This window comes from Methylocella tundrae, from assembly GCF_038024855.1.
Taxonomy (GTDB): domain Bacteria; phylum Pseudomonadota; class Alphaproteobacteria; order Rhizobiales; family Beijerinckiaceae; genus Methylocapsa; species Methylocapsa tundrae.
Window position 1 is genome coordinate 3,303,950 of the sequence record NZ_CP139089.1, and the last position, 25,720, is coordinate 3,329,669.

16 protein-coding genes and 3 pseudogenes are annotated in these 25,720 nt (G+C 60.3%); 7 read left to right on the forward strand and 12 right to left on the reverse strand.

What is annotated here, in order from left to right; translation table 11 throughout:
• Positions 1-59: 59 nt before the first annotated feature.
• Both SIN04_RS17460 and SIN04_RS17465 read right to left on the reverse strand, forming a co-directional pair.
• Complete coding sequence (locus SIN04_RS17460) at positions 60-374, reverse strand: hypothetical protein (RefSeq protein ID WP_134491268.1); 315 nt, start codon at positions 372-374, stop codon at positions 60-62.
• A gap of 133 nt (positions 375-507) precedes the next feature.
• Positions 508-1,411, reverse strand: a protein-coding gene (locus SIN04_RS17465) for an IS630 family transposase (RefSeq protein WP_341264479.1) whose coding sequence is annotated in 2 segments (ribosomal slippage) — positions 508-1,104 and positions 1,106-1,411 — 903 coding nt in all. Because the reading frame shifts where the segments join, the coding sequence is not laid out codon by codon here.
• Positions 1,412-1,475: 64 nt separating this feature from the next.
• On the opposite strand from SIN04_RS17465, the gene SIN04_RS17470 reads away from it, so the two are divergent.
• A protein-coding gene (locus SIN04_RS17470; protein ID WP_134491270.1) for an IS3 family transposase occupies positions 1,476-2,665 on the forward strand; the annotation gives its coding sequence in 2 pieces (ribosomal slippage) (positions 1,476-1,734 and positions 1,734-2,665; 1,191 coding nt in all).
• Between the two features lie 355 nt (positions 2,666-3,020).
• Here the strand turns inward: SIN04_RS17470 and SIN04_RS17475 are convergent.
• Positions 3,021-3,434 carry a hypothetical protein gene (locus tag SIN04_RS17475; protein WP_134491272.1) on the reverse strand — a complete coding sequence of 138 codons (414 nt, stop codon included), beginning with the start codon at positions 3,432-3,434 and terminating at the stop codon, positions 3,021-3,023.
• A 204-nt stretch (positions 3,435-3,638) separates the two neighbouring features.
• Between SIN04_RS17475 and SIN04_RS17480 the strand changes: the two genes are divergently transcribed.
• The 3 genes from SIN04_RS17480 to SIN04_RS17490 all read left to right on the forward strand — a co-directional run bounded on the left by SIN04_RS17480 (position 3,639) and on the right by SIN04_RS17490 (position 5,689).
• Positions 3,639-4,769, forward strand: a complete 1,131-nt coding sequence (locus tag SIN04_RS17480) for a patatin-like phospholipase family protein (RefSeq protein WP_244605868.1) — start codon at positions 3,639-3,641, stop codon at positions 4,767-4,769.
• Positions 4,770-4,932: 163 nt separating this feature from the next.
• Entirely contained in the window at positions 4,933-5,367 is a 435-nt protein-coding gene (locus tag SIN04_RS17485) for a helix-turn-helix domain-containing protein (protein ID WP_244605869.1), read from the forward strand.
• Entirely contained in the window at positions 5,357-5,689 is a 333-nt protein-coding gene (locus SIN04_RS17490) for a transposase (RefSeq protein ID WP_244605870.1), read from the forward strand. Before SIN04_RS17485 ends, SIN04_RS17490 begins: the two co-directional genes overlap by 11 nt.
• A gap of 205 nt (positions 5,690-5,894) precedes the next feature.
• Here SIN04_RS17490 and SIN04_RS17495 read toward each other — a convergent pair whose 3' ends face one another.
• Positions 5,895-6,920: an IS110 family transposase gene (locus SIN04_RS17495; protein WP_134491276.1), complete on the reverse strand. Its 1,026-nt coding sequence runs from the start codon at positions 6,918-6,920 to the stop codon at positions 5,895-5,897.
• Positions 6,921-6,995: 75 nt separating this feature from the next.
• Here SIN04_RS17495 and SIN04_RS17500 point away from each other — a divergent pair.
• A pseudogene (locus tag SIN04_RS17500) lies at positions 6,996-7,250 on the forward strand (transposase); the annotation flags it as partial.
• Here the strand turns inward: SIN04_RS17500 and SIN04_RS17505 are convergent.
• From SIN04_RS17505 to SIN04_RS17535, 8 genes and pseudogenes are all read right to left on the reverse strand, one after another.
• Positions 7,243-10,947, reverse strand: a complete 3,705-nt coding sequence (locus SIN04_RS17505; RefSeq protein ID WP_423136032.1) for a hypothetical protein — start codon at positions 10,945-10,947, stop codon at positions 7,243-7,245. The pseudogene SIN04_RS17500 and the gene SIN04_RS17505 sit on opposite strands and share 8 nt — an antisense overlap.
• A gap of 132 nt (positions 10,948-11,079) precedes the next feature.
• Positions 11,080-11,427, reverse strand: a pseudogene (locus SIN04_RS20300) (toll/interleukin-1 receptor domain-containing protein); the annotation flags it as partial.
• 113 nt (positions 11,428-11,540) lie between these two features.
• A complete protein-coding gene (locus SIN04_RS17510; protein WP_341264104.1) occupies positions 11,541-12,515 on the reverse strand; it encodes a DUF4231 domain-containing protein in 975 nt (324 codons plus the stop codon).
• A 9-nt stretch (positions 12,516-12,524) separates the two neighbouring features.
• On the reverse strand, positions 12,525-14,003 hold the full coding sequence (locus SIN04_RS17515; protein WP_134491282.1) for a peptidoglycan-binding protein: 1,479 nt from the start codon (positions 14,001-14,003) through the stop codon (positions 12,525-12,527).
• A gap of 361 nt (positions 14,004-14,364) precedes the next feature.
• On the reverse strand, positions 14,365-15,282 hold the full coding sequence (locus SIN04_RS17520; protein ID WP_210234732.1) for a TRAFs-binding domain-containing protein: 918 nt from the start codon (positions 15,280-15,282) through the stop codon (positions 14,365-14,367).
• 492 nt (positions 15,283-15,774) lie between these two features.
• Positions 15,775-20,295: a TIR domain-containing protein gene (locus SIN04_RS17525; protein WP_341264105.1), complete on the reverse strand. Its 4,521-nt coding sequence runs from the start codon at positions 20,293-20,295 to the stop codon at positions 15,775-15,777.
• Positions 20,296-21,091: 796 nt separating this feature from the next.
• Positions 21,092-21,931 carry a site-specific integrase gene (locus SIN04_RS17530; RefSeq protein WP_341264480.1) on the reverse strand — a complete coding sequence of 280 codons (840 nt, stop codon included), beginning with the start codon at positions 21,929-21,931 and terminating at the stop codon, positions 21,092-21,094.
• 231 nt (positions 21,932-22,162) lie between these two features.
• A pseudogene (locus SIN04_RS17535) lies at positions 22,163-22,288 on the reverse strand (integrase); the annotation flags it as partial.
• 1,181 nt (positions 22,289-23,469) lie between these two features.
• Here SIN04_RS17535 and SIN04_RS17540 point away from each other — a divergent pair.
• Positions 23,470-23,775 carry a hypothetical protein gene (locus SIN04_RS17540; protein ID WP_134491294.1) on the forward strand — a complete coding sequence of 102 codons (306 nt, stop codon included), beginning with the start codon at positions 23,470-23,472 and terminating at the stop codon, positions 23,773-23,775.
• A gap of 125 nt (positions 23,776-23,900) precedes the next feature.
• Positions 23,901-25,460, forward strand: coding sequence for an ISL3 family transposase (locus SIN04_RS17545; protein WP_322847415.1), 1,560 nt, complete (start codon positions 23,901-23,903; stop codon positions 25,458-25,460).
• Positions 25,461-25,720: the final 260 nt, after the last annotated feature.

Consider the following 25,720-nt stretch of genomic DNA (forward strand, 5'->3'; position numbering starts at 1 on the left):
ACACTCCCGGCGCTCAGCATCCTTGACTTGCGGGAAGGCGAGAGGTCATTACCCCGCTGTCAAGCTTCCGCCGCGACGACTTCATAAGCGAGGTCTTCGGCCTTCTCCGCATCGCCCGCGTCGAAAGCCGCGGCTACCAGCGTAGGTCGCAACCACTCGTCCGTCGCGCCTCTTCGTATTCCGCCGACGCGGCTCACTGCGTCAGGCGTCGCCACCACAAGGTAGCGTGGAGAGAGCAAGGCTGGCTTGATGCTTTGTTCATAGAAATCGCTAGTGCCGCGCTCATAAGCGGTATCGAGAAAGATCCGAAGCTTGTGTCCGAACCTCTCGCGGAGCGACCGCGGCGATTTGAATACTTCGATCTGACGCCGCAACCAACGCGCAACTTTGGAACCGTCCGAAAGGACCGTCCGGCAATTTCGAGAGGGAGGCGCCGCGAGCACTTCACGCCTAATTTCCGATCGTCACTATCATAAGATCGGAAACATGCCTTAGAGCGCGACTCTTTTAGACGGAACCGTATCCTGAGTTCGTGAGGTAGTTGGCGCACTCTTTTGGAGCGAAGAGGTCGAGGAGTTGACCGGCTTTTCTCCAAGTGGCTTCGACGTCACGGGGCTGGGCCTTGCGTATCAGGTGTTTGAGCCTGGCGAACACCTGTTCGATGGGGTTCAGGTCGGGGCTGTAGGGCGGTAGGAAGATGAGATGGGCTCCCCTGGCTCTGACGGCGGCGCGGGCGGCTTTTCCTTTGTGGCTACCGAGATTATCCAACACGACGACGTCGCCCGCAGAGAGCGTGGGGGCCAGGACCTTCTCAACATAGAGCAGGAACATCTCGCCGTTGATGGGGCCGTCAATCACAAAGGGCGCGTCGATGCGGTCATGACGCAAGGCGGCGATGAAGGTCAGGGTCTTCCAGTGGCTGTGCGGCGCATAGGCCTTCAGCCGCCGGCTCCGTGGTCCCCAACCGCGTAGAGGCGCCATGTTGGTCTTCACCCAGGTCTCGTCGATGAACACAAGGCGCGAAGGCGCGATCCGGCTCTGATATGCCTTCCAACGGGCGCGCTTTCGCGCCACGTCAGGGCGCATCTGTTCCTCGGGCAGCAGGATTTTTTTTGAAGCTCAGGCCCTCGGCGTGGACGAATACCCACACCGCCTTTGGATGGGTCTTGATCCCGCGCTCGGCCAATTCCGCCGCCAGTCCTCGCAGCGTGAACGGCCCAGAGGCGATGCGCGAACGCAACCACGCGGCGCAATCACCCGACAGCGCCCGAGGTTTGTAGCCGCCGATCCGAGCGGGGGCCAGCGAGCCGGTCTTGCGCTGGCGCGTCGTCCACTTCGAGACGCAAGAGGGACTGATCCGTAGCGCAGCGGCGATTTCCCGGTTTGTCTCGCCCGAGGCCTTCCGCGCCAGTGACCTTGCCCCCTGAGGCTTATCCGGTTTGAAGTTTGCTCTGGCCCATGATGAGGACCGGAGAATGAAGCGCAGCCGTTTCAGCGAAGAGCAGATCATCGGGATATTGAAGGAGCACGAGGCCGGGGTTTCGGTAGCCGATCTGTGCCGCAAGCACGGCGTCAGCGACGCGAGCATTTATAAGTGGAAGACCAAGTACGGCGGCATGGATGTGTCGGAGGCCAAGCGGCTGAAGACGCTTGAGGACGAGAACACGCGGCTGAAGCGGCTTCTGGCGGACGCTATGCTCGACAATGCGGCGCTGAAAGATCTTCTTGGAAAAAAATGGTGACGCCCGCTGCCGAGCGAGAGGCCGTCGCGCATCTTCGATCAGCCTTCGAGATGAGCGAGCGGCGGGCGTGCAAGGTGATCGACTGCTGCCGGATGACGGTTCGCTACGCGACGGCCCGCACGGATGACGGCGCCCTGCGCGAGCGGATGAAGGCCATGGCGCACGAGCGCCGCCGGTTCGGCTATCGCCGCCTGCATGTCCTGCTGCGACGGGAGGGCTATGTGGTCAATCACAAGCGACTGTTCCGGCTCTATCGAGAGGAGAAGCTCGCCGTCCGGCGTCGTGCCGGGCGCAAGCGGGCGATCGGGACGCGAGCGCCGATGCTGATCCCCTTTGCCCCCAACGACCGCTGGTCGCTGGACTTTGTCTCGGATCAGCTCATCGACGGACGCCGCTTCCGCATTCTGGCGGTCGTCGACGATTGCACCCGCAAATGCCTTGGCCTGGTGGCTGATACCTCGCTCTCCGGCCTGAGGGTCGCACGGGAGCTGGATCGTCTGATCCATGAGCACGGCAAGCCCAAGATGGTGGTCAGCGACAACGGCAGCGAACTCACCTCGAACGCGATCTTGCGCTGGGCGGACGACAGTCTGGTGGCCTGGCATTACATCGCGCCAGGCAAACCGGTTCAGAACGCCTTCATCGAGAGCTTCAATGGGCGGTTGCGGGATGAACTCTTGAATGAGACGCTGTTCCGGTCGCTACCGCATGCCAGAGCCATGTTGGCGGCCTGGCGAGACGATTACAATACCAGGCGACCTCACTCTCGCCTCGGCTGGCGCACCCCGGCCGAATATGCCGCAACCTTCGAACCACAACGGGTGCAGGCGCGGCGCTCGATGGTAGGCTCCGCGCCTGCGCCCGTTGCTCACCCCGCTCAAACGAGCATCACAATCCGCCGGAGCGAACTCAAAACTGGATAAAACTTGGGGGCAAGGTCACCAGCGCCCGTTCACAAAGATCAACCGAATACGGAGCCGTCATTCATGCTGGCCTCCCCAGCACGAAATCTGAATCAGATCACCACTGACTCGGGAATCTGGATTCCGTCAAAAAGCGCCCCGCTCTAAACGTTTGGCTACTCTGGCGGGTTGACTATATCTTGGCACCTGCGCCGTCTTTTTGCCGTTGTGGGGCTATGGCACGGACCGATGTCTTCCTGCTCATCACACTAACTTGGATTGGGATCGGGCCTCTTCTGTCAGCGCTGCCGGGAAGAAGTTGGTCCACTTTCTCTCGCACCCGCGATAGCGTATAGAAGGACGGATGAACTCAACATTAGTTGGCTTCCTCGGTCGCGGTTTCTGCAGCAAGCCATTCCTCAAGCTCCCGAATTTGGTCGGCTTCAGAGCGCATTGCGTGACGCAATACAAAAGGATCGAGCCGCAAAAAGTTTAAATTCGTCCTTATGCCTTCGATCGCAAAAAAATCACTCTCGCCACCTATCACGTTCGTAATGGGAGCTACGCCAACACCATCATAAAGCTTAGTTCCCGAAGTCGCGTCCCAAAGCGAATACGTCCGATCTCCATTAGCTGTTATAAAGAGAGGTGAATCAGCAACTTCAATTAAACTCCGGATCGGTTTCTCCGAGTTGACATTCCCTACTCTCGCGCATGTCGTCAAATTATAAACAAAAATTTCGTCCTTAGCTGCAGCTACGAGATAACCGGCGGTCTGAAGTTGTAGCACCTTGATGGATTCAATTCTATCATTCCATGCTGGCGGCCGTCGGCGATAATCCAGTCTCGGAGCGCAATGGCCGCCGCGTTGTTTTTGCTCGAGTGGCTGAGAAAAATCCGCGCCATGTCGCCCTCCTCGCGCCGCCGGCGTGCTGAGAGTAGTGCAAGATTTTGAAACACGCTATTCTATTGTTTTATGCAAACGGATTTGATCATGTCTTTGCGGGAGCGCGTTCTTTCAAAGGGTCCAAAGAAGCTCCTTGCCATCGATGGTGGCGGCATTCGCGGGGTTCTTGCCCTCGAGATCCTGAGCAAGATCGAGGCGATCTTCGCCAAAGGCCGCGAAGGCTACGTGCTGGCAAACGACTTCGACTATATCGCCGGCACGAGCACTGGCGGCATCATCGCTTCGGGGCTGAGCTGCGGCATGCGCGTTTCGGACATCATGGACTTTTACGTCCAGTCCGGCCCCAAGATGTTTGAGAAGGAATGGCTCCTCAAACGCGTGTACGCCGACTTCAGGAGCGAGCCCCTGGCGCTCGAACTGCAGCGCGTGTTCGGCGCCGACACGACCCTGGGCTCGAAAAAACTGCGCACGCTTCTATTGCTCGTCATGCGCAATGCAACGACTGATTCGCCGTGGCCAATCTCCAACAATCCTTTCGCCAAATACAACAATCCGCAACGCGCCAATTGCAATTGTCTCATTCCGCTCTGGCAATTAGTCCGCGCGAGCACGGCGGCCCCGACCTATTTCCCGCCAGAACCGATCAAGGTCGGCGACAAGATTCATCTCTTTGTCGACGGCGGGGTCACCGTCTACAATAACCCTGCCTTTCAGATGGTGCTGATGGCGACGCTTGATCGCTATTGGCCGCTCGCGCCCGAAGGTCAGCGCGGATGGGCGACGGGCGAGAAGGAGATGCTCGTCGTTTCGGTCGGCACCGGCCTTTCGCCGATAGCAGACGACGCCCTCACGCCCGCAAACATGAATCTTCTTTACAACGCTAGCCACATTCCGTCCGCGCTCATGAATGCGGCGCAAATCGAACAGGACCTGTTGTGCCGCGTGTTCGGAAACTGCCTTGCAGGCGATCAGATTGATCGCGAAATCGGCGACCTGATCGACGCTCAAGGCCTCGTAGCCGAAAAGCGCTTTACCTATGTCCGCTACAACACGGAGCTTACGCGACCCGGCCTTGACGCCGTCGGCTGCGAGCGTATCGATCCGCTCCCAATCCGCAATCTTGCCGCGGTGTCGCAAATCGACGCACTGCGGGAGGTCGGCCGCGCGGTGGCAGATTGGAAGGTGAAGGTTGCGCATTTCGATGGGTTTCTGGCATGAAACCGCAATAGGCTTTTGTGAACAGGCTGCTGCGCGTTCACTCTCGAGTTGCGGCGGGGTTGGTCCAATAGTGGCGGGTTAGAGCGTCGGATTCTCAGGTTGACTCGCAGGGATTCCCATTGGGCGAGGTTCGTGATTCACTTCCGCAAGGAGGTGATTTGCCGTGCCGAAAGCTTATTCGCTCGATCTGCGTGAACGGGTCGCTCGCTTCGTCGAAGGGGGCCATTCGCGCCATGCCGCGGCCGCGCTTTTTGGGGTGTCGGCTTCCTTCGTCGTAAAGCTGATGAAAGCTTATCACACGACGGGAAGGCTCGAGCCCAAGCCGGGCGGCGGACGGCGACACGCCAAGCTCGATCCGCACCGTGTGTTTTTGCTCGCCCGTCTCGCCGAAAAGCACGACATCACGATGCCGGAGCTCGCGGCAGAACTCGCCGCGGCGACCGGCGTAAAGGCGGCTCCCGCCTCGATCTCGCGCTGGTTCATCCGCAACGGCTACCGCTTCAAAAAAAACGCTTCTGGCGAGCGAACAAGATCGGCCCGACGTCAAAGAGGCGCGCGAGGAGTGGACGGCCAAACGGCAACCGCGGATGCGGCTTGAGCCGCACCGGCTGGTCCTTCTGGACGAAACCGGAACCACAACCAAGATGACGCGCCTGCGTGGCCGCTGCCTCAAGGGCCAGCGTCTTCGCTCCAAAGCTCCTTTCGGACATTGGAAGACACAGACCTTCGTCGCCGGCCTGCGTTGCCATGGGCTCACCGCGCCCTTCGTCATCGACGCTCCGATGAACCGGCGCATCTTCGAGACCTATGTCGAGACCCAGCTCGCGCCGACCCTTGAAAAGGGCGATGTCGTGATCATGGACATGTATGGACGCCCCCGTTGGCGCAAGAGGAATCTTCAGGCTTGGCGCGGCGCGTAGTCGGGTGCTGACATGTATCCGGCCTCTGATGCGGCCATCACATGCCGCCGGCCCGTATGGGAGTTCGCGGATCGGATCCATTACAATCTGGCGCGCTCCTGGGCGCTTATCCATGAACTGGTTTTTCCGATCCCGTCTCATCGACCGTCGCGCCATACCCTCCGTTCGACCTTCCTACGCCTTCGACAACCTCGCGATCTGTCCGCTATGCGGCCATGATCGGAGCTCTGTATATTCCACCTTTTGCAAGCAGGGCCCAAGCCGTGCGTGCAATTTTGTTGGCGAGCGCCACTCGTACCAGCATCGGCGGCTTGCGGTAGAGTATCCGGTCAAGCCACGATCCAGCTGGCGCCCCTCTGCGCACACTCCAAGAAGCAACTGCGCTTGCCCCGATGATCAGTAAACGCCGCAGTGTTCGCTCGCCCATCCTTGACGTCCGGCCAAGGCGTTCCTTGCCACCGGTCGATCGCTGAAGAGGCGTCAAACCAAGCCAGGCCGCAAAATCACGCCCTCGCTTGAAGGTTGCAGCTGACGGCGCGAGAGCCGTCAACGCTGTCGCCGTTAAAACGCCAACGCCAGGGATGGTCATCAAGCGCTGCACGACCTCATCCTCCTTCGCCCGACGTGCGATCTCCTTGTCGAGTTTCGTGATCCGTTCATCAAGAGAACGCAGTTGCTCAACCAAAAAGGCGAGAATCATGCGAGCCGCCTCTGGCAGACCTGACACAGGATCCTCCACGATCGCAATGAGTTTGGAAACATGCTGGGGACCCTTCGCGATGATCATACCGAACTCAGTCAGATGACCACGCAAGGCGTTGATCGTTTGTGTCCGTTGGCGGACGAGCAGATCGCGTGTACGGAATACGATGGCCGCAGCCTGCGCCCCCTCGCTCTTGACGGCGACAAACCTCATGGTGGGACGTTGAGCGGCTTCGGAGATCGCCTCGGCATCTGACACGTCATTCTTCTGCCGCTTCACGAACGGCTTCACATATCCAGGTGCGATCAGTTTGACCAAGTGGCCGAGCTTGCCAATCTCGCGGCCCCAATAATGACTGCCAGAGCAGGCTTCCATAGCGACTGTGCAGGGAGGGAGAGCTTCAAAGAAAGGCAAAACCTGGCTGCGGCGCAATTTTTTCCGAAAGATCACGGCGCCCTCCTTGTCGGCCCCGTGCGCCTGGAAGACATGCTTGGCGAGATCAAGTCCAACTGTGCTAACATTTTCCATGGACGCCTCCTTTCGAGTGGCCTGACACACTGCCACTCTGGCACAAGATGCCGTCGAGGGGGCGTCCACCCCATCAATCTGGCGGCCCACAAAAGTCCGGCTGCCGAAAAGGCCATCAAGGCCACAGGCGCATGGATCCTGTTCCTGCCGCCCTACAGTCCGGACCTGAATCCGATCGAGATGGCCTTCTCCAAACTCAAGGCGCGTCTGCGCGCCAGCGCCGTCAGAACAATCGACGCCCTCTGGCGCGAAATCGGACACATCTGCGATCCATTCGAGCCAACCGAATGCAGAAACTACTTCAAAGCTGCAGGATATGGATTCACTTGAACATCCGACGCTCTAGCGACGACACGCTATCCTGGGCGAGCTGGAAAGCCCGACGGATCCCCTCCATGATAGTCGCGCTGCTAAGAACGGCGTCCAACGTCGTCGGTTTTTTGAGGGATACCGGCTCGGCGTCGACTACTGTCGTCGGACATTTGAGGCGTGATTCCCGTTGCAGAGGCTCGGGGCAGGTCGGCGGGCGAAGCGCCTCCGGATTTTTTTCCGTCAGCCATTCGAGACCGGCTTCCGTTCCGGTCTCTTTTGGAGGCGCCTCCGGGCACCTCACGCGGATCGCGTCGAGCAGGATGTCGGTCGCGGGGCCAGCGGCAAACGGATAAACGATCGTGGCGGCGACCGTTCTCATTCTATCATTGTCGATCACGCGCAACGATACAGCAATCGCCCGCGCCCAAGCAACCGCTTCATCGCTCGTGGCAGCCCAGGCCAATGACGATCTGGTCATAAGAAACGCCTGCTGCGCCGGCACGTCGGTCAGTTTTGCTGCCAGAGCCCGAATCGCGTCAGCGATGGCTTGGAGAGTCGCGGAATCGTCTGTCCGGCCGATCCGCTTCAAGATCACATCGAAGATCCGCTGAGCCTGCTTCTCGGTCAGCTTAGCCGCTAGCGCCTCAATCGCCTGTGCCAGAGCTTGAACTTGGTCGTCATCACTGTCGGCATTTTCACTGATTTTCTCTAATAGCGGATCAAGCGAGCGATCAATCGCACGCTGCGCCTGCGAGTCGGTCAGTTTTGTCGCCAGCGCCTCGATCGCCTCCACCGCGTTTTTACGCTCAGAGCGATAGTAAGGCCCATCGATTCGGCCCAACAAAAGACCAAGAGCGTCATCGAGCGCCTGCTGCGCCTGCGCCTCGCTCAGCGTCAGCGGCAGCGCTTTGATCGCCTCCATCAGAGCGAGGAGCCCGTAGGAAGTATTAGTCTCGCCGGTTTTCTGCAATGCCGGAGCAAACGCTTCCTGCGCCTGCACTTCAGTTACCTTTGGCCCCAGCGCCCGAATCCCCTCTATTAGTAAATAATAGTCGCTAGGAGCTGCGTCGAACTGTTTCAACATCGCATTGAGCGTCCGCCGCGCTAGCGAGTTGGTCAGCTTACCAGGGAATGCCTGGATTGCCTGTGCCAAAGCCATGAACTCGCGAGGTTTAACGTCCTTATCGATCTCCGTCGTTAGCTGATCAAGCGCCTGTTGCACCTGCTCGTCGGTAAGCCTCGGCGCGAGCGACTGGATCGCCGCGGCTGTGACTTCCAGTGGGAAGCCATTGACACCGAACTGCACGATCACGAAACGGAACGCTCGCTGCGACTGTTTCTCGTTCAGCTTCGATGCCAGCGCCTGGACCGCGTATGAAAAAACTTCAGCGGAACTGGACCTTTTGCCGCCCAGCATAAATATCTTATCAAACGCCTGTTGTGCCTGCGCGTCGCTCAGATTCAGTGGCAGCGCCTGGATCATTTCCGCGAGAGCCAGGAGCCCGTAGGGTTCATCAGTCTCGCCGATTTGCTTCAATGCCGGACCAAGAGCCTGCTGCGCCTGCGCGTTGGTCAGCTTCGGCGCGAGGGCTTTGAGCGCCCTTGCCAAACGCAACTTCCTAAAAAGATCAGTGGCCGCACGGATCTGCTCAAGCATTGGATCTAGCGCCCGTTGCACCTCTAATTCGTTCAATTTCGGCGCGAGTGCCTGGATCGCGTGCGCCAAATGCTCTTGCGTCTCCTCATCGTCAGTGTCGCCGAATTCCTTCAACACCGCCGCGAGCGCCTGCTGCGACTGCGCGTCGGTCAGCTTTGGGGCAAGCCCCTGAAGGGCCTGCGTCAGAGCCTGGAGTACGAATACAGTGTCGGACTTGCCTATGATCTGCTTCAGGACCTTGTCGAACACCTGCTGCGCCTGTGACTCGGTCAGCTTAGGAGCCAGAGCCTGAATGGCAATGCCAACAGCGTGGATGCTGTTGCCGTCGGCCGAGGTTTTGAGCGCGGCAACTGCAGCGGCCACAAGTTGCCAGGCCTCGGTCGATGCCGGCCTCAACACGCCCAGGGCGCGGGCAAGCTGAGCGAATCCCGGGGCCACCCGGATCATGTCTTCCGGGTTTGCCGACAGTGCCGCTATGAAGTACTGCTTGACCGCTTCGTCGGCCACCGCGAGCTTCCATATTGCATTTCGCTGACGGGTCGTAAACGGTTCATCAGCCTTCAGGTCGAGATCATTCAGCATGCCTTCCGCCAGCGCCTGGTTAGCCACATCGAGCGCGTGTTGGGTTTGTCGCGCGCTCTGCGAAGCTGAAAAACCCTCATAAAGCGAGACACCCAACGCGACCAACAGAACGGCGAGAAGCACCCTCAGAAGCCACAAATTGCGCCTGTGGCGTTTCTCGCTGGCGGTGACAAATTTCTTTTCCGTTTGTGAAAGCCAAGCGCCTCGTTGTCTCGCCAACTGCAAAAACTCTGCTCGCTCGACGCCTGTGGCTAGATGTTCGGACCTGCTGCGCCGATGGGCGGACGTCCAGCCGGCGGCCTTGCTCATCAGCCTGTCGAGCAGGCGCATATCGCTTGCGCTTGCGGCTTCGTTCAGTTTGTTTTGCAGCCATGGCCACTGGGTGATCAGCGCCTCATGGGCGATCTCGACCGTCTTGTCGCTCGTCAGCAGCAGACGGCTTCCGTTTTCGCTCGACAGCAAGGCGATGAGCTTTTGGCTCGCGGCGTCAAATCCGTCGAGCTGCGCGGTCCGGCGGGTGGCGCCGCCGGTCGTCTCGCCGAGCCGCAGCAGGCGCGTCAGGACGGGAAACAGCCGGTCCTGATCTTCCGATCGGAGGTTCTTGCGCACGGCCTCGGCCTCGTAAGCGAGTGCGCCGGCGACGCCATGAACCTCCGCATAGGCTTTGAGAAGATCGCCCCCGTGCGCCTTGCGCCGGCCCCAGACGCTGTGGAGCGCCATCTGGACCAGGGCTAGATCGCCGGGACGCTCCGACATGTCTCTCTCGATCAACGACACGAACGACTGTGCGCCGGCTTCATCGGTGTGGCCTGCCATGCGAAGGGGCGTGCGCACCGCCTCAGCGAGTCCGTCGTTCGAGATGCGCTTCAGCCGCAGGACGGCGGACTGATTGTCGCCTTGCAGCATGCCGAAGAGTTTGTCGAACGGGCTGCACAGATTGTAGTGATCGGCGCGGATCGTCAGCAGGATCCGAAATCCGAAGTCGCCGTCGGCCAATGCTGTGACGAGATTGACAAATTCCTGGCGTTTTTCTTGCGGGGTCTGGGTGAGCAGCTCCTCGAACTGGTCGATGATCAACAGAGTCGCAGTCTTTTTCTGGGGCAGATCGCAGCGCAGCGCGTAGGCGGTTTCGCCCGGATCGGCCACATTAACGCGCTGGCGCAGATTGGCACGCGCATCGCCATCCAATTCGATCCGCTCCGCGGCGTCGGTGAGACCGTATTTCAGACCCTGCATCGGGTCTGACCCCGGCCGCATGACGACGACATGCCAGATCCGATCGTCGGGCTCCCTGCCGGATGTTTCCGCTAGCGCGGCGCCGCGAAAGGCAGGAGTGAAACCCGCCTGCGCCAGCGAGGATTTGCCAGAGCCGCTGTCGGCGACGATTGCGACGAGCCGATGCGCTCCGAGTTTCTCGGCTAGAAGTTTGACGTCGTCATTGCGTCCGAAAAAGCGGTTCGCCCAATCCTCGTCCATCGACCGCAGCCCAATGAACGGCGTATCCGTTGTGACGATGGGCGAGCGCTGATCAAGGCGAAGGGTCGCCTTTAGAAGTTTTTCGAATTCGTCAGGGTCATTGAGCGGATCGCGCGCGCCGTGATATTGCCGCGCGAATGGGGGAAGGGCCGACGATCCCTTGCATTCCTTGCTGAGGATGGGAATGAAGGGAAAAGAAGGATCCGCGACGCTGCGCGACAAGGCCAAGCGGACTTCGCTTTCGACCCAGTTCACAACCCCTTTGCTGCCTACATAGACTGCAAAGGCCGTCGATTGCTGGTCAATGACCGCTTCGAGTTGCGCTTGCCAACCATGGCCGGGGCCGAGATTGCGCTTGTCGAACCAAACGGTTAGCCCGGCCTCAATCGCAGTTGGGCTCGCTTCGATCCGCTCCATTAGCAGGCGAGCGGCGTCTGTATCGACGCCAGCATGGCTGAGGAAAAGCTTTGGCGAGGCCATTGGGCACCAGTTATCAATAATGAAAGCGCTTGTTATCCATTATAAATGGGCCGCCCGCAGCAAATCGGGGCATCGAGGCTGATGGAGTAGTTTGTTTACTCGACCGCTTGCGTTCATTGGTTGGCGGATGCGGCGGGTCGTGAATCCGTCGCGCGAGTCCACTTGGCCATCCAACTTTGATTCTCTGAGGCTATGATGTCCTCGCAATGGTTGACAAAGCCAGACCAGTCGTTCGCGACCGCTCGGCTAAAACGAGAGTCCTCATCTTCGAGCCTCCGAGCGGTCGCTGCATAACTGCTCGCCAAGTACTCTAAACGCGACCCTTCGATATGAGCTAACACGGTGGCTGCAATCGTTGTCAGCAAAGCGGTGAAAGCAGCGAGATCGAACGTTATTGTTGTGAAGGGAAACGTTGTTTTCCCGGTGACGCTCGATACGGCGGTAATGATGACGGCGAGCAATGCAAGGCCGAATTCGAAACGGCGAAGGCGCTGCGCTTGACGATAGGCGTCGTTAGCCTTGGGTAGGAAGAATTCGTCGATTTGCGATCGAACTCGCAGTTTTCGATATTCGTCTGGAGTGAGAGGCTCGCGCGGAGATGAACCTTTGCGCGTCGCCGTGATTTGAACGATGTCGCCCAAATCTGCGTCAATCTTCGTGCGCTCTCCATTCAAGAGATCGGAGGCTGTTGCAACGTCGGAATAAGGCGCCGCAGAAGCTGCGAATCGAAATGCTTCCCGCTTTAGGGCCTCTGCGGCGGCGCGGACGCGCACCCACGGCGCAATTTGGGCAGCACGCAGCGATCGACCGGATACGAACGCCGCGATCGCCAATGCGACAGCGCCAAAAGTTGCGAAGATCGTCCGCAAGGATCCTGTCGAGGGCATTTGCCCCGCAATCGTCGCTGCGGTTGCTCCGAGGATAGACAGCGCGAAGACAATCTGCCGCGCGCGGACGACGCCGTTCTTCAGTTTGTCCGCCGTCGCCGACCAGTCCGCAGCTCTCTGGGCGGTGGCGATAAGCGCGCCAAGATCGCCAGCTGGGGCAGTCTTTTTAGACGATGGAGGCACTGATTCCGGGTTTGTCATGTTGCAGCCTCATCCGTAACTCACGAATCCAAGATTGATCTGATCCAATCGGCGTTTGTGGCGACGAAAAACGCCGATCCCGTCGCGATAGCCGCCGTGGTTGGTATTCCCTTCGATGGTCTCGAGCATCCCGTTGAAATTTGCCAGGACCAGACCGGCGTGTCCGGTTCTGTCGCTCGTCCTTATGAAGAAAACCATGCCCGGGTGAACCCGGGACGGATCCTCCGCTGCCGCGTCAGCCGCCAGCACTTCAACCGGTGATCCGAGTCTGCTGCTTTCGGCCCAAGCATCCTGAACGCTTCCAGTATGCGGAACAGGACTATCCGCCCCGAGAGATTTGGCCGCCTCTTTGAAGGACCAATAGATAAAACACATGCACCAAGGCTGGCCGATGCAGAAAGAGCCAATGCTCGACTGGTATTCCTCGACCCGCATTCCGCGATTGGATCCTGGAGGATCCTCCATTGTCCCGACCTCGCCAGCGGCGATCTCGACGGCTGCTTGTCCAAGAGCGCCAGGCGCTTTAGTCTGCGAAACGCTGCCGGAGGAGCGGGGGGCAAGGGACTTAGGGCCGAACAAAGCCCCCCAGGTCTTCGGGCCGACGATTCCGTCAATCTCCAAGGGTTCGTCGGAGAGGTCAGCTGAGCGGGCTTGAAACAGCATCACAGCCAATCGCGTTGAGTCTGCGAAATTTCCGTCAGCTACCCCGGGATCGCATCGGACCTCAGCTAGCCGCGTCTGCACACGCGTGACTTCGGCGTTTCGTCGGACGCCTGCTCGCAGATAGACCCCGGGAAAAATCGGCGGGGTAGGACTCCAAGAGCATTCACCGCCAACGGGGAATGGCCTTTCCTGGGAGCCGCCTCGGTCACTCGGTTCCTCCGCTTGGAAAGCGACACGCGCGCGGATGTCCGCATCTTGTTGCAGCAAATAGCTTAGAAACGTGAGGCCGCCGCATTGACCGCTCACAGCTTCCGCCACGAAACTCCCATCGGCGACATATTTGCCCCGATCGTACATATTGCTAAAACTCCAGAGATACGGGCTTCGGACGAAAGGATAATTATTGCGATAGCCCCACCCGTTGTAGCTCTCGAGCTGGAATGCAATACCGGGGACCGACCAGTCGGACCAACGAGTGAGCCCCCTGCCAGAGAGGGCATCTATCGCGCTTGCCTGCCAGGTGAATGGTGGATCGCCGCTCGCGGGTCGGCCTTGCGGAGTATGAATGGTTCGTGCCGATAATGGGTCTCCATTATGGAGATGCCCATCGAATCGTCCCGCGCACTCAAGGTTATGCAAAATTGCGACGAAGAACCACGGGATGTTTGTCTGTTGCTCGACAGCAGCATAAGCTTGTCGTACTGCAGGGCGTGTGATGCGCCGATAGATCACTGCGATATCGACGAGCCGATCCTCAAGTATCTGTAGGCGCGAAAAAAGCTCTGTGTATTCATTGGCCAAATACTTGGTAAGTAATCGAGCCACGTCGCCTCCAAATGGGCATGACCGCTAAAGCATTTCAACAATTACTTGTCTTGAAAAAGGGGGGGCATTGTACGAGCTACGGCAGTTGCCAGACGCAGTATTCCCGTGGGTCCAGCATGGTGTCTGCGGACTCGGAGTATTTTGCAATGCAAAAATCATGGTGCTTAATGGATTATACTAATAGATAATCGATTTCAATGCAAGATGCTTTTTCGGAAAATGCGAATGTACTCAATTCCAGTACGTCTTTTGGTAATGCGTCGCTGCAGACGGAGTCGCCATTCAACCTCATCGCGACAACGTTCGATGTTAAGGCAGCCCGGGAAGCGAAGGTGTTTTCAGGCGGATCATTAATCGAGTGCTAGCGCCGTTGCGCTAGCAATCGTTCGAGCTTTTGAATTTGATCCTCGGTCGTTGCGACCATCCAGTCCTTCGGCTGCGGATTTGCCTCTCCCGCCCGTTGAAATTCCAGGTTCGCCTCTTCGCGTCGACCCAGGCCAAAAAGCGCTTCGGCGCGGCTCGCTCGGAGCCAGTAGATTTCCTCGGGCGTGTGGCTCGTGCTGTCGCTTTTAGCTTCGGCGAACTCTTGATCGAGGATTGCCAGCACCTCACGGCGCACGCGCGCCGCGAACACCTGATCCGCGATGGCTTCATCACCAGTCGATTGATTCGCGCGGGCATCCAAGAGGAAGGCGAGATTGACGCCATTGTAATGGTCGCCCCTGAGATAAAAGCCGCGTGCATAGGAGCGGATTGCTTCGTCCAAATTAACAGGCGAGTGGAGCGTCTCCCAAAGGTGTTTATGGATTGCGCCCCACAGTCCGACAGTTTCTGCATCGCTCGAAAACTGCGGTTGCAGTATCGTCAGAATGCGCTTCGCTTCCTCGAGCGCCGCGATCTTGTCGGGATGCTCGGACTTGTACGTTGCAAACGCCAGCTGCTGGACCACGAAAGGATCGTCGGCTTCGATGTTTCGCCAATCCTGCAGCCGTTCGGCGACCACGCGCCATTTCTGCGGCGTCGTCGCCTCCGCTTTGGCTTTTTCAAATGCATTGCGAAGATCGGCGAGGCTTGGGACGGCCGGTCGAAACCACGGAGATCCATCCGCCCATCGCGTCACTTCGGCAGCGAAGCCGATATTCAAGTCTGTTGTTTCCTTCCGTTCCGCATTGTAGGAGATGCATGCGTACGCGTGCTCGTGCGGGAGTTGGGGCAGGAAAAGGAAGACCGGGCTGTCCACTTCGAAGCGCGCAAGGACCGCCTTGAGCCGGTTCGTCAACACCGCCGTAACGCGCTGCGCCTCTCCGGCGCCGATGTCCTTGCCAAGATGCTCGTAACGCAAAATATTGAGCCGCGCGACGTCAAAAGGGAATGCAAAATCAGTCTCCGCCATGACAATCGTTGTCCAGGGCCGCAGCGCGTGCCGCACGCCCAATTCGTAGATTGCGTTGGCGTTGGAGGTCGAAATGTCCGCGACGACGACGTCCGCCGCGAGGAGTTGCTCGTACATCGGCTTATCAATCATTGTCGAATGCTGGATCTCATCCGCGCGCCTACAATCGAGCCCAGCGGCGAGCGCGCCGGGCTTGATGATATGCTCATATGTTTTGTCGAGATCGAGAGTTCGCGATTTCTTTTTGCCGCCGTAGAAGGCTGTCTTCACTCCGAATCCCATCGCCACAAAACAAGTAGGCATTGTCGTCTCCCGGTATCAACGCGGGGTTGAGTCTTTCGTGAGCTTTGACGCGTTTCCGGCAGAAGTCGCCATAGTTTACCTTTCCACGACGGGACATTTCAGGCCCGATATCGCGGTCGGCTGCGGTGGCGGCGGACAGATCGGGGGACGGAGAACTTCTGGATATTTTTTTGCGAGCCATGCTAAGCCCGCGGCGGTTCCCGCCTCTTTTGGCGGCGCATCGGAATGCCGTGCGCGAATCGCATCGAGCAAGACCTCGGTCGCGGGTCCAGCCGCGGAGGGATAGACGATCGCGGTCAGCAGCTCCGTCGTTCCATCTCGGTTGGGCGCATGAGGCGATAAAGCAACCATCGCACGCGCCCACTCCGCCGACTCATCCTCCGTCGCAGCCCATGCCGTTGACGCCAGGGCCACGTGCAGAGCCTGCTGCCCCTGCGCGTCGGTCAGCTTCGGCGCCAGCGCCTGCAGCGCCTGCGCCAGCGCCTGGAACTCGGAGCTATCGGTCGTTTGGCCAATCTGCCCCAGCACCGAGGCGAGCGCCTGCTGCGCCTGCGCCTCGGTCAACACCGGCGCTAGCGCCTCAATCGCCTGCGCCGACGCTAGGAGCGGGAAGAGGAGATCGGTCGTCTCGCCGATGATCTGCCACACCATCGGGGCGAGCGCCTGCTGCGCCTGCGAGAGCGCCTGCTGCGCCTGCGCCTCGGTCAGCTTCGCCGCCAACGCCTGGAGCGCCCCCCTCAGCGCGCGAAGCGCGGAGGAATCGGTCGTTTGGCCAATCTGCTGCAGCACCGGGGCGAGCGCCTGCTGCGCCTGCGCGTCGGTCAGCTTCGCCGCCAACGCCTCAAGCGTCTGCGCCAGCGCCTGAAGCTGGTCGGAATCGGTCGTCTGGCCGATCTGCTGCAGCACCGGGGCGAGCGCCTGCTGCGCCTGCGCCTCGGTCAGCTCCGCCGGCAGCGCCTCAAGCGTCTGCGCCAGCGCCTCAAGCGCGAAGGGAGCGGTCGTCTGGCCGATCTGCTGCAGCACCGAGGCGAGCACCTCTTGCGCCTGCGCCTCGGTCAGCTTCGCCGCCAGCGCCTCAACCACCTGCGCCAACGCCTGAAGCCTGTAGCGATCGGTCGTCTGGCCGATCCGCTGCAGCACCGGGGCGAGCGCCTGCTGCGCCTGCGCCTCGGTCAGCTTCGCCGCCAGCGCCTGGAGCGCCCCCCTCAGCGCGCGAAGCGCGGAGGGAGCGGTCGTTTGGCCAATCTGCCACAGCACCGGGGCGAGCGCCTGCTGCGCCTGCGCTTCGGTCAGCTTTGGCGCTAGCGCGTGGAGCGCCCGCGCCAGCGCCTCAAGCGCGGAGGGAGCGGTCGTTTGGCCAATCTGCTGCAGCACCGGGGCGAGCGCCTGCTGCGCCTGCGCCTCGGTCAGCTTCACAGGCAGCGCCTCAACCACCTGCGCCAACGCCTGAAGCCTGTAGCGATCGGTCGTCTGGCCGATCCGCTGCAGCACCGGGGCGAGCGCCTGCTGCGCCTGCGCCTCGGTCAGCTCCGCCGGCAGCGCCTGGAGCGCCCGCGCCAGCGCCTCAAGCGCGAAGGGAGCGGTCGTCTGGCCGATCCGCTGCAGCAGCGAGGCGAGCGCCTGTTGCGCCTGCGCCTCGGTCAGCTCCGCCGGCAGCGCCTGGAGCGCCCGCGCCAGCGCCTCAAGCGCGAAGGGAGCGGTCGTCTGGCCGATCTGCTGCAGCACCGAGGCGAGCGCCTGTTGCGCCTGCGCCTCGGTCAGCTTCGCCGCCAGCGCCTCAAGCGTCTGCGCCAGCGCCTGAAGCTGGTCGGAATCGGTCGTCTGGCCGATCTGCTGCAGCACCGGGGCGAGCGCCTGCTGCGCCTGCGCCTCGGTCAGCTTCGCCGCCAGCGCCTCAAGCGTCTGCGCCAGCGCCTGAAGCTGGTCGGAATCGGTCGTCTGGCCGATCTGCTGCAGCACCGGGGCGAGCGCCTGCTGCGCCTGCGCCTCGGTCAGCTTCGCCGCCAGCGCCTGGAGCGCCCCCCTCAGCGCGCGAAGCGCGGAGGAATCGGTCGTTTGGCCAATCTGCTGCAGCACCGGGGCGAGCGCCTGCTGCGCCTGCGCCTCGGTCAGCTTCGGCGCCAGCGCCTCGATCACAACCCCAATCGACTGAGGTCTGTTTATGCCAGGTGCACTTCGGAGTGCAGCTAACGCAGCACTAAGGAGTTTCTCGGCCTCACTTGGCAGCGGCCTTTGCAAACCTAGCGATCTGGAGACTTGCCCGAATCCGGGCGCCACGCGAACCATCTCCTCAGGGTTCCCCACCAAGGTGGAAATGAAGTCTTGTTGGATCGCCGTGTCCGCCGCCGCCAGCTTCCAAAGGGCATTGCGCTGGTGCGCGGTGAGGGGTTTGTCGGATTCCAACCCGAAATCGTTCAAAATAGCCTCAGCGAGAGCCTCGTTTGCATGGTCGAGTTGATGCTGCGTTTCCTTCGCCTGCGTCGAGGCCTGATTCAAGAAACAAAGTGCCGAAGCTGCAGAAAGAATAGCAAAACCCGCAGCAACAATAGCAATCACCAAATATTTGAGCAGCCGGCGCCCTGAGGCTTCAGCTTGCCGTGCCGCGCCTTCAGCAGTTTTCCTGGCCTCTTCCTCGGCCGCCGCCCTAGCCTCTGCCTGTCGCGCCGCTTCCTCAGCGGCTTCCCTGGCCCGACGTTCCGCATCGGCAAGCCGCCTCTGATCCGCCAGATCGGCTTCCCGCTCCGCATCGAAACGGCCCTTTTCCTTTTCCAGCGACAACTCGACATAATCGCGGAGGTCGTCCACTGCGACATCGCCGGGGTCGTCGAGCAGATCCCGGCCACGCTCGAGTTGAACGCCAGGATCGAGTAAGTACTTGTCGATCCTGTCTTTTTCTTCCCAGTCCGCCTTGGCTGCGAGGATCACCGCCCGCGCCCGAAGCTTTTCACGATTCGCGTCGACCCACGCGCGCAGCGTCGGCCAGCGGCGGATCAGCGCCTCATGCGCCACCTCGACCGTCGCGCGCACGTCGTTTCCCGCTTGCGAGGCTCCCTGCAGCGCCGTGTAGCCAGTCACCAGCAGCCGGGTCCGGGGATTGGAAAAGATATTTATAACATCTCGCTGCTGCGGATCGTCGGGGATCAGGCTGCGCGCGCGGGTGTCTTCCTGCCCTTCGCCAGGGGTGACAAGACGCAGGAACAGGCACCGCGCCGCGTCCTGCTGCGCCGGCGTCAAGGCCGCGTAGGCGCGCTCCGCCGTCTTTTCGATAGCGCCCGTGACGCCGCCCACTTCCGTATAGGCCTCAGCGCTGAGCCGATCACCCTGCCGTTTCTCCCATGTTTCCTTTAGCGCAAACTGAAGCAAAGGCAGCCGCCCTTCCTGTGCGCCGACGTCGTTCAGAATCTGATCGACAAGCGCCGGCGGATCGAAGGAAAGCCCCGCCATCCTGGCCGGCGTTTCGATCGCCGATCGCAGGTCGCTCCGGCCCATCGGAGGCATATTGACTTGCTGCCGCGGCAGGAGCGCGCTCACCAACGCGTTTCTGATGAGAGGAGCGTAGAAGTCCGCGCGCACCGTCAACACGACGTTCGCGCGAGGATTTAGCCCGGATGAGGTTGCGACCAGCAGCGCGATAAACTTTTCGACGTCGCCGGAATGCTGGTGAAGTCGCTCCTTGTCCTCGGCTGCCGGGGCCATGGCGTAAAGCTCTTCCCATTGATCGACATAGATCAGCAGCCGATCGAACTTCTCGGGCGCAGCGTCGAGACGGTCGTTGACGATGCGGGCGAGCTTGCCTGCGTCGCCCGCACGATAAGCGGCGGCTTCGTCTTCGAGATAGGTGTCGATAGCGGCGGGTCCGGCATCTTGCGGCGCGGCGCCGAAGGCGGCCGCCAAAGCTCGAAGCGGCGACGCGCCCGGACGGAGCGATACGACGTCCCACATCGTGGTCTGACGCTGCTGGCGCAACGCCGGAAGCAGACCGGCGAACACAAGCGATGACTTGCCGCTGCCCGAAGGGCCGATGACGGCCACAAAGGCGTGCGCCTTCACCTGCGCGACCAGGTCGCTGATTGCGCCATCCCGGCCGCAGAAGAAGGCGGCGTCTTCTTCCCGGAAGGGCTCCAGGCCCCTGTAGGGGCAGATCAGCGCGCGAATGGACGACGGCGGGACCGCCTCTCCATGAATGGCCTCGCGAAGGAACGCCAGGCTGTCCTGCTGCGGCAGCACCGTGGCGCCCCGGCTGAGGTCAACCCAGGTCAGAAGCTGCAAAAAGCCGGTTGGCGGGTTCTGGCAGCCCGGCATGAGCACCGGAATCACCGGAAACCCGTCATCGCGCATCTGCCGCACCAAAGCGAGCTCACGCTCATATTGCTGGGCGTTGCCAATCCCGTGGGGACCGACGAGGATGGCGACAGCATCGGATTGTCCAATCGCGTCTTCGAGCGCCGGGATCCAGCGAAGACCCGGGCGAAGCTCACTGCGGTCAAAGAAGGTACGGAGGCCCTGGGCGCTCAGCCAGCCGTTCAGCTCCGCCGCGGCGGCTCCGTCGCTGCGGGCATAGCTCAGGAAAACATCGTAGCCGCCTTGACGCGTCATCCCGCTGCGCTTTCCGGACAGGCCGATGTTGAACCGCAACGTACGCGTCAGTCAAATGTTTAGTCATGGCCGGAATGGAATCGGGAGTGGACGACTTTGAAGTGGCAAGCGGTTTCACGGTCGGCAGGTTTTGAGCTGAAATTGCTTCAAGCATTCGCATGAACGATGTCGAGGGCAGTTAATGGCGTTGGTCGCCCTAGCTTAGCTTCAACCCATGTATATGAACGAGCGTTTCGATGATGGGCGGGCCCGCGACCTTACTGCGACCCCATTCAAGAAGCCGGCCGGTGTACTCGTCCACTGACGTTAGTAAATGGGAGTGTTGATAGCCGCCGCGCATTGAACGAAAACAGTATTTTGACCCGCTTGCGCATCGTCGGCTCGACTTCCATGAGGCGATTCGTAGCGCGGAGCAACGCGGCAAGGTTATTGAGGTCTATCGCCGCGTCGGCGCGCCCGCGGTTGCTGTAAGGCGCTTGGGTCGGGCACGAAGCCAAATTTGTTGGCGCGATCAATTGGAGGGCGCAAAGGTAGAGCTTGTCTGATGGAAAGCGAGCATTGCGCTGCGGCCCGCGGATCAGCGCGTATATTCGAGAGAGCGAGATGACGAGGACAAACTGGGACGACTTGTTTGGTGGCGGATAGGATAAGCTCTTAAAATCAATCGCTTATCTTTGGGTGCGGTCGGGATTTGAACCTGCGGCCTTCAGGTTATGAGTCTCACGCCTGTGCGCCACAACAATTTTACCAGAGGCGACGCTACACCTCATTAAGGGTGATCGCGTCGCGCGAGCGGTCATAAAGCTTCGTCGCCCGCTGGAAGCCCTATAGAGACCACGCCGTCTTTGGGGGAAGGCCCATTCATCGCTGCAGCAATCGTCGCGCCAATCGTGTCGACAGCGCGGCGTAGCGGGTCACAATCGAGATGCGCGTAGCGATGCGTCGTTGCGGCCTGCGTATGGCCCAGGAGCTTGCCGATGATGGGAAGCCCAAGCGAAGCCCCAGCACCGACCGACGCAAATGAATGCCGCAAGTCATGGATGCGCAGGCCCTGCAGTCCCGCCGCCGCCGTGATCGCGACCCAGGGCTTTTTCAGATCGCTTCGCGAAGCGCCGGCTTTACTGCCGCAAATTACGAAGGAATTGCCTTCGACGCGCGGAAGACTTTCTAGTATCGGGAGCGCGGCCGGTGGCAAGTAAATCGATTTCTTTCCCGTTTTTGAATCGGCCAAGTGAAGCATGCCACGTTCGAAATCGACATGCCGCCATTCCAGGTCGAGGATTTCACGGAGCCGAGCGCCGGTGAGAATCAAGAGGCGGATCGCAGCGATCGCGAACGGGTCGATCACGCGGCGGCGGTTCTCGGGTTTCGGCGCATGCTTTGCGCTTGGCTTTGTCATATCGATGTCGAAAGCGATCCCGATGGTCTCCCCTTCGCGAAGCGCATCGCCCAGCCTTCCAAGTTCTAACGAACTCAGAAACCGTTCGCGGCGATGTTCCGGGAAGCGCTCGATCCGGGTGGCTGGATTGGAGCCTTCGGGAACCAGGCCACGGGCGTTCGCCCAATTGAACAGTTTCGAGATGACGGCAAGGCAGCGGTTGGCTGCGAACGGGGTGGCTCGCATCTTCGCGTGCAATGCTGCGACCTGACCGCGTGAAAGGCTTTCCGCCCTTAGGCCCCCATGCGCCTTGCGAAGCCGCTGGAGCGCTTCCTTATGGCCTGTAGCAGTGCCCTTCTTGCACTTCAGGGCGACATGCTCGGCAAGGAAGGCGTCGATCAAGGCGGACACGGTCAGGGCCTCCCGGGCCGCCGCCTTCTCCGCCGCCGGGTCCGCGCCAAGGCGCACTTGAGCGAGTAATTTATGGGCCGCCGCCCGGGCTTGATCTGGCGTGGTCGGGCCATAACGGCCGAGGGTGAGCCGACGTTTATGAACGGCGCGTCCGCCCCCATGTGGTCGGTACTCGACGACGAATGTTTTCAGGCCGGATGGCATGACGCGGACGCCAAAACCCGGCAGATCTTCATCGAAGAAGATCGCCGGCTTGTCGGCCGGTCGTAACCCGTCGACGCTTCGCTTGCCGATTTTGATCTGAGCCATGTTTTGTCGCCACCGTGTCGCCACCGCAAATGAAATGTAAGGCTGCTCTAGGAATGCCTGTCAAGCTTATCGTTTTGAAATAAAAGGTATTTTGAAACGCTGTGAAATGGCAGGAAACGTCGTGAAACCATAAAAATCACATTCGTAATGAGGGGGTCGGGGGTTCGAATCCCTCTTGCGGCACCAATGAAATCAGTATGTTGGACTGCATTTTCGACTACGATTAAAATCTGCACTGCCTGTCGGGTAACGTTTCGGGTAACGGCCGACATCCCTTGGCGGCATTGATTTTCGAGCTCCTCCTCTGTTCTCTCGTGATTCTTGGTATCTACGCCGTCACGGCTAAGCCATCAGCTTAGAACCAGGCGTCGAGGCTGCTCTCAGTCAGTGCCCTCTTGCAACGTGTAGCCCCGACGCTCATCATTATTCGCGGCAGTTCCAGCACGGATCGCCGAAAAACGATAACGGGCGTCACAAGAATGCTCGAACGGTGGGGAAGAAATGATGTGCGGCAACTGCGAAGGGCATCCAACGTGCTCCTGTAACGCACCATGCGAGTGCGCCAGTGGAAGATACTGCGAGCATTGCGGGCACTATCCATCCGGGTCGAAATCGTTCGCCGACAAGGGGTTCGCCAAGAGATCGACCGTTGCAATGGTCGCCCGGTCATCATCCGTCATTTCGGTGTCCGTTCGCGAACCCGCGGCTACGCCCTTCGTTCCGGCCGGCCTCCCGTTCGACGCGTAATCCAAAGCTGAGCACGGGCGCTGCCGTTCATACCCAACGGCGGCGCTCGGCATCGTTTTGATCCGATAGATAAAGCGACCACCCGACGCGTCCCTAGTTCGGTCGTCCTAATCTCCACCCCCGCCGTCGACGCGCCTCCAACGCGTCAGTGCGGATGCTGCATTCGGCGAGGATCAGCCCGGATCTGCGGTGGCAAGCTATGTGGATCTTCTCAGCGAATTCGCCAATCCAGACCAGCCCCGCCGCCACGCGCAGCATCAGCCGAAGGCGTAGAATGGCGCTCATGGCGTCACCCCATACTGCTTTTGATGCCATGATCGCCAGCTAAGATGACGCGACTTGAGGCACGTCTGATATTGGCAAATGGTGCATGCGCTGCATGGAAAGAGGCGGTCAAGCTCAGCAATCTGCCGATCGACGAGGCCGATCAAGTCGGTGTCGATCTGGCTCGACGCTCGGGCAATTCCGCCCCGAGGCTTGCTTTTGCTCATGATTTAAGCCTCCATCTTGCGCGAAGCCTGAAGCAGCGCCTTGATATGACCTTCCTCAAAGTGGTTGACATCGATGTGATCGGCGCACAGATAGTCGGCCTTGATTTGCACCTCTTTGAGCGTGGCGCATCGATAGGCGCATAGAGCCGCCAGCGCCTCATTCTCCGCATCGGAAGCTTGACCTGTCGATTTCCGCCGAGAATTGGCTCTGACTCATATTTGCTGCGGTTCGCCGGGACGCTCTTGCTGATTCGTCGGAGGAGCTGTGAATGGGTCAGCAATTTCAACGCGCCAGCCTGGCGCCAGATGGCTTTGCAGTTGATGGTGTCACGGTGGAAGGCGCCCGGGTCCAGATCCGGTTGCGGTCCCTTCGGCCGTTTGGTCATTGTCCAGATTGCGGTCGAAGAAGCGGCCGGATTCAGAGTCGGTATTTGCGCCGCCCCGCCGACCTTCCCCTTGGCGGCCGCCAAGTCGAACTGATGGTTATTGCGCGACGGTTCTGGTGCGACGCGGTTTTGTGCGGTCGGCGCATCTTTTGCGAACGATTTGAGACTGGCGTCCTTTCCCCATACGGCCGGCGCACCGGAAGGCTTGAGACTATCGTCCATCATCTCGGTCTGGCCTTGGGTGGCAGACCTGCGGCGGCTTTCGCCCTTCGCTTGATGATGCCCGTCAGCAACGACACGCTTCTGCGTGTCGTGCGTCGCCGCAGCACCCAGACCGATGGCGCCGAGCTTACGGTCATCGGCATTGACGACTTCGCGTTTCGTCGAGGACAGACCTATGGAACGATCGTCTGCGATCTTGAGCGCCGTCGCCCCGTGATCTTGTTGCCAGATCGGGCGCTGGACACCTCTCGGGCGTGGCTGGCTGAGCGGCCTTCAATACTTACGGTCGCCCGGGACCGGGGCGGCGGTTACGGCGAGGCCATCGCCAAAGCCCTGCCGCACGCTGAACAAGTCGCGGATCGTTGGCATCTCCTGGAGAACTCGAGCCGGGCCTTTCTCGATGCGGTTGGCAAATCCATGCGGCAGATCAGAAAGGCCATCGGCAGCAGCGTCATAGATCCCAAGCTTCTCACCTGTGCTGAGCGCCTCCAGTACCAGGGATATCTGCGTCGGCAGGAGACAAATGAGGCCATTCTGAAAATGTCGAAGCAAGGCGCCCCAATCAGGCAAATCGTGAGGGAGACGGGACACAGCCGCAAGCTTGTTCGCGACGTCCTGCGCGGCCAGCGGACGGATGTCTTCCGGACAAAGCCCAGTTCGCTGGATAGCTGGTCGCCCTGGCTGAATGAGCGCTGGGAGAAAGGGGAGCGCAATGCGCTGGCGCTTTGGCGCGAAATGCGTGTGGCGGGCTTTTCCGGGCGAAGCGGCGTGGTGTCACAATGGGCGCAACGCAGACGCCTTGCGGAAAAGGCAGGTCAAAACGCGCTGGCGCGAACGCCGTCAGCTCGGATCATCGCCCGTCTAATGACGTCGGCACGTGACGACCTGACAAAGTCTGAAGCCATTCTGGTGGCGGCCATTGAAGGAAATGTCCAGGATCTGGTTGTTGCTCGCGAGGCCATCATGGAGTTCCAATCCATGATCCGATCAAAGGCGGCCGCCAAGCTGGACGCGTGGCTCGAAGCTGGGAAGGGAACCCTTGTCGGATCTTTCGCCAATGGTGTCGAGAAAGATCTGGCCGCCGTCCGAAATGCGATCATCTCGCCCTGGTCCAATGGACAGACGGAGGGGCAGATCACTCGTCTGAAACTCATCAAACGCCAGATGTACGGGCGCGCCAAAATCGATCTGCTTCAGGCGCGACTGATCGGCGCGGGGTAGCTGATCGCCTTCAGCAAAAATGCGTCAGAGCCAGTTCTCAGTGGAAATCAACACTTTCGGCCGCAAAGGCTTGCGTCGCGCCAAAAATGCGCCACGCGTCAGCATAAACTGAGAAAATTATTTTCGATATTTGGCGCGAGGATGGCTCCGGGGCGGCTCGGGACTATCCGTTTACTGAATGGCCCGTGGCGTCAACCGCGCCATCGAGGGCATGGCGGAGCTTCTGGCGGGACTGTCGCGTTGGCCCCCGTCGCATTATG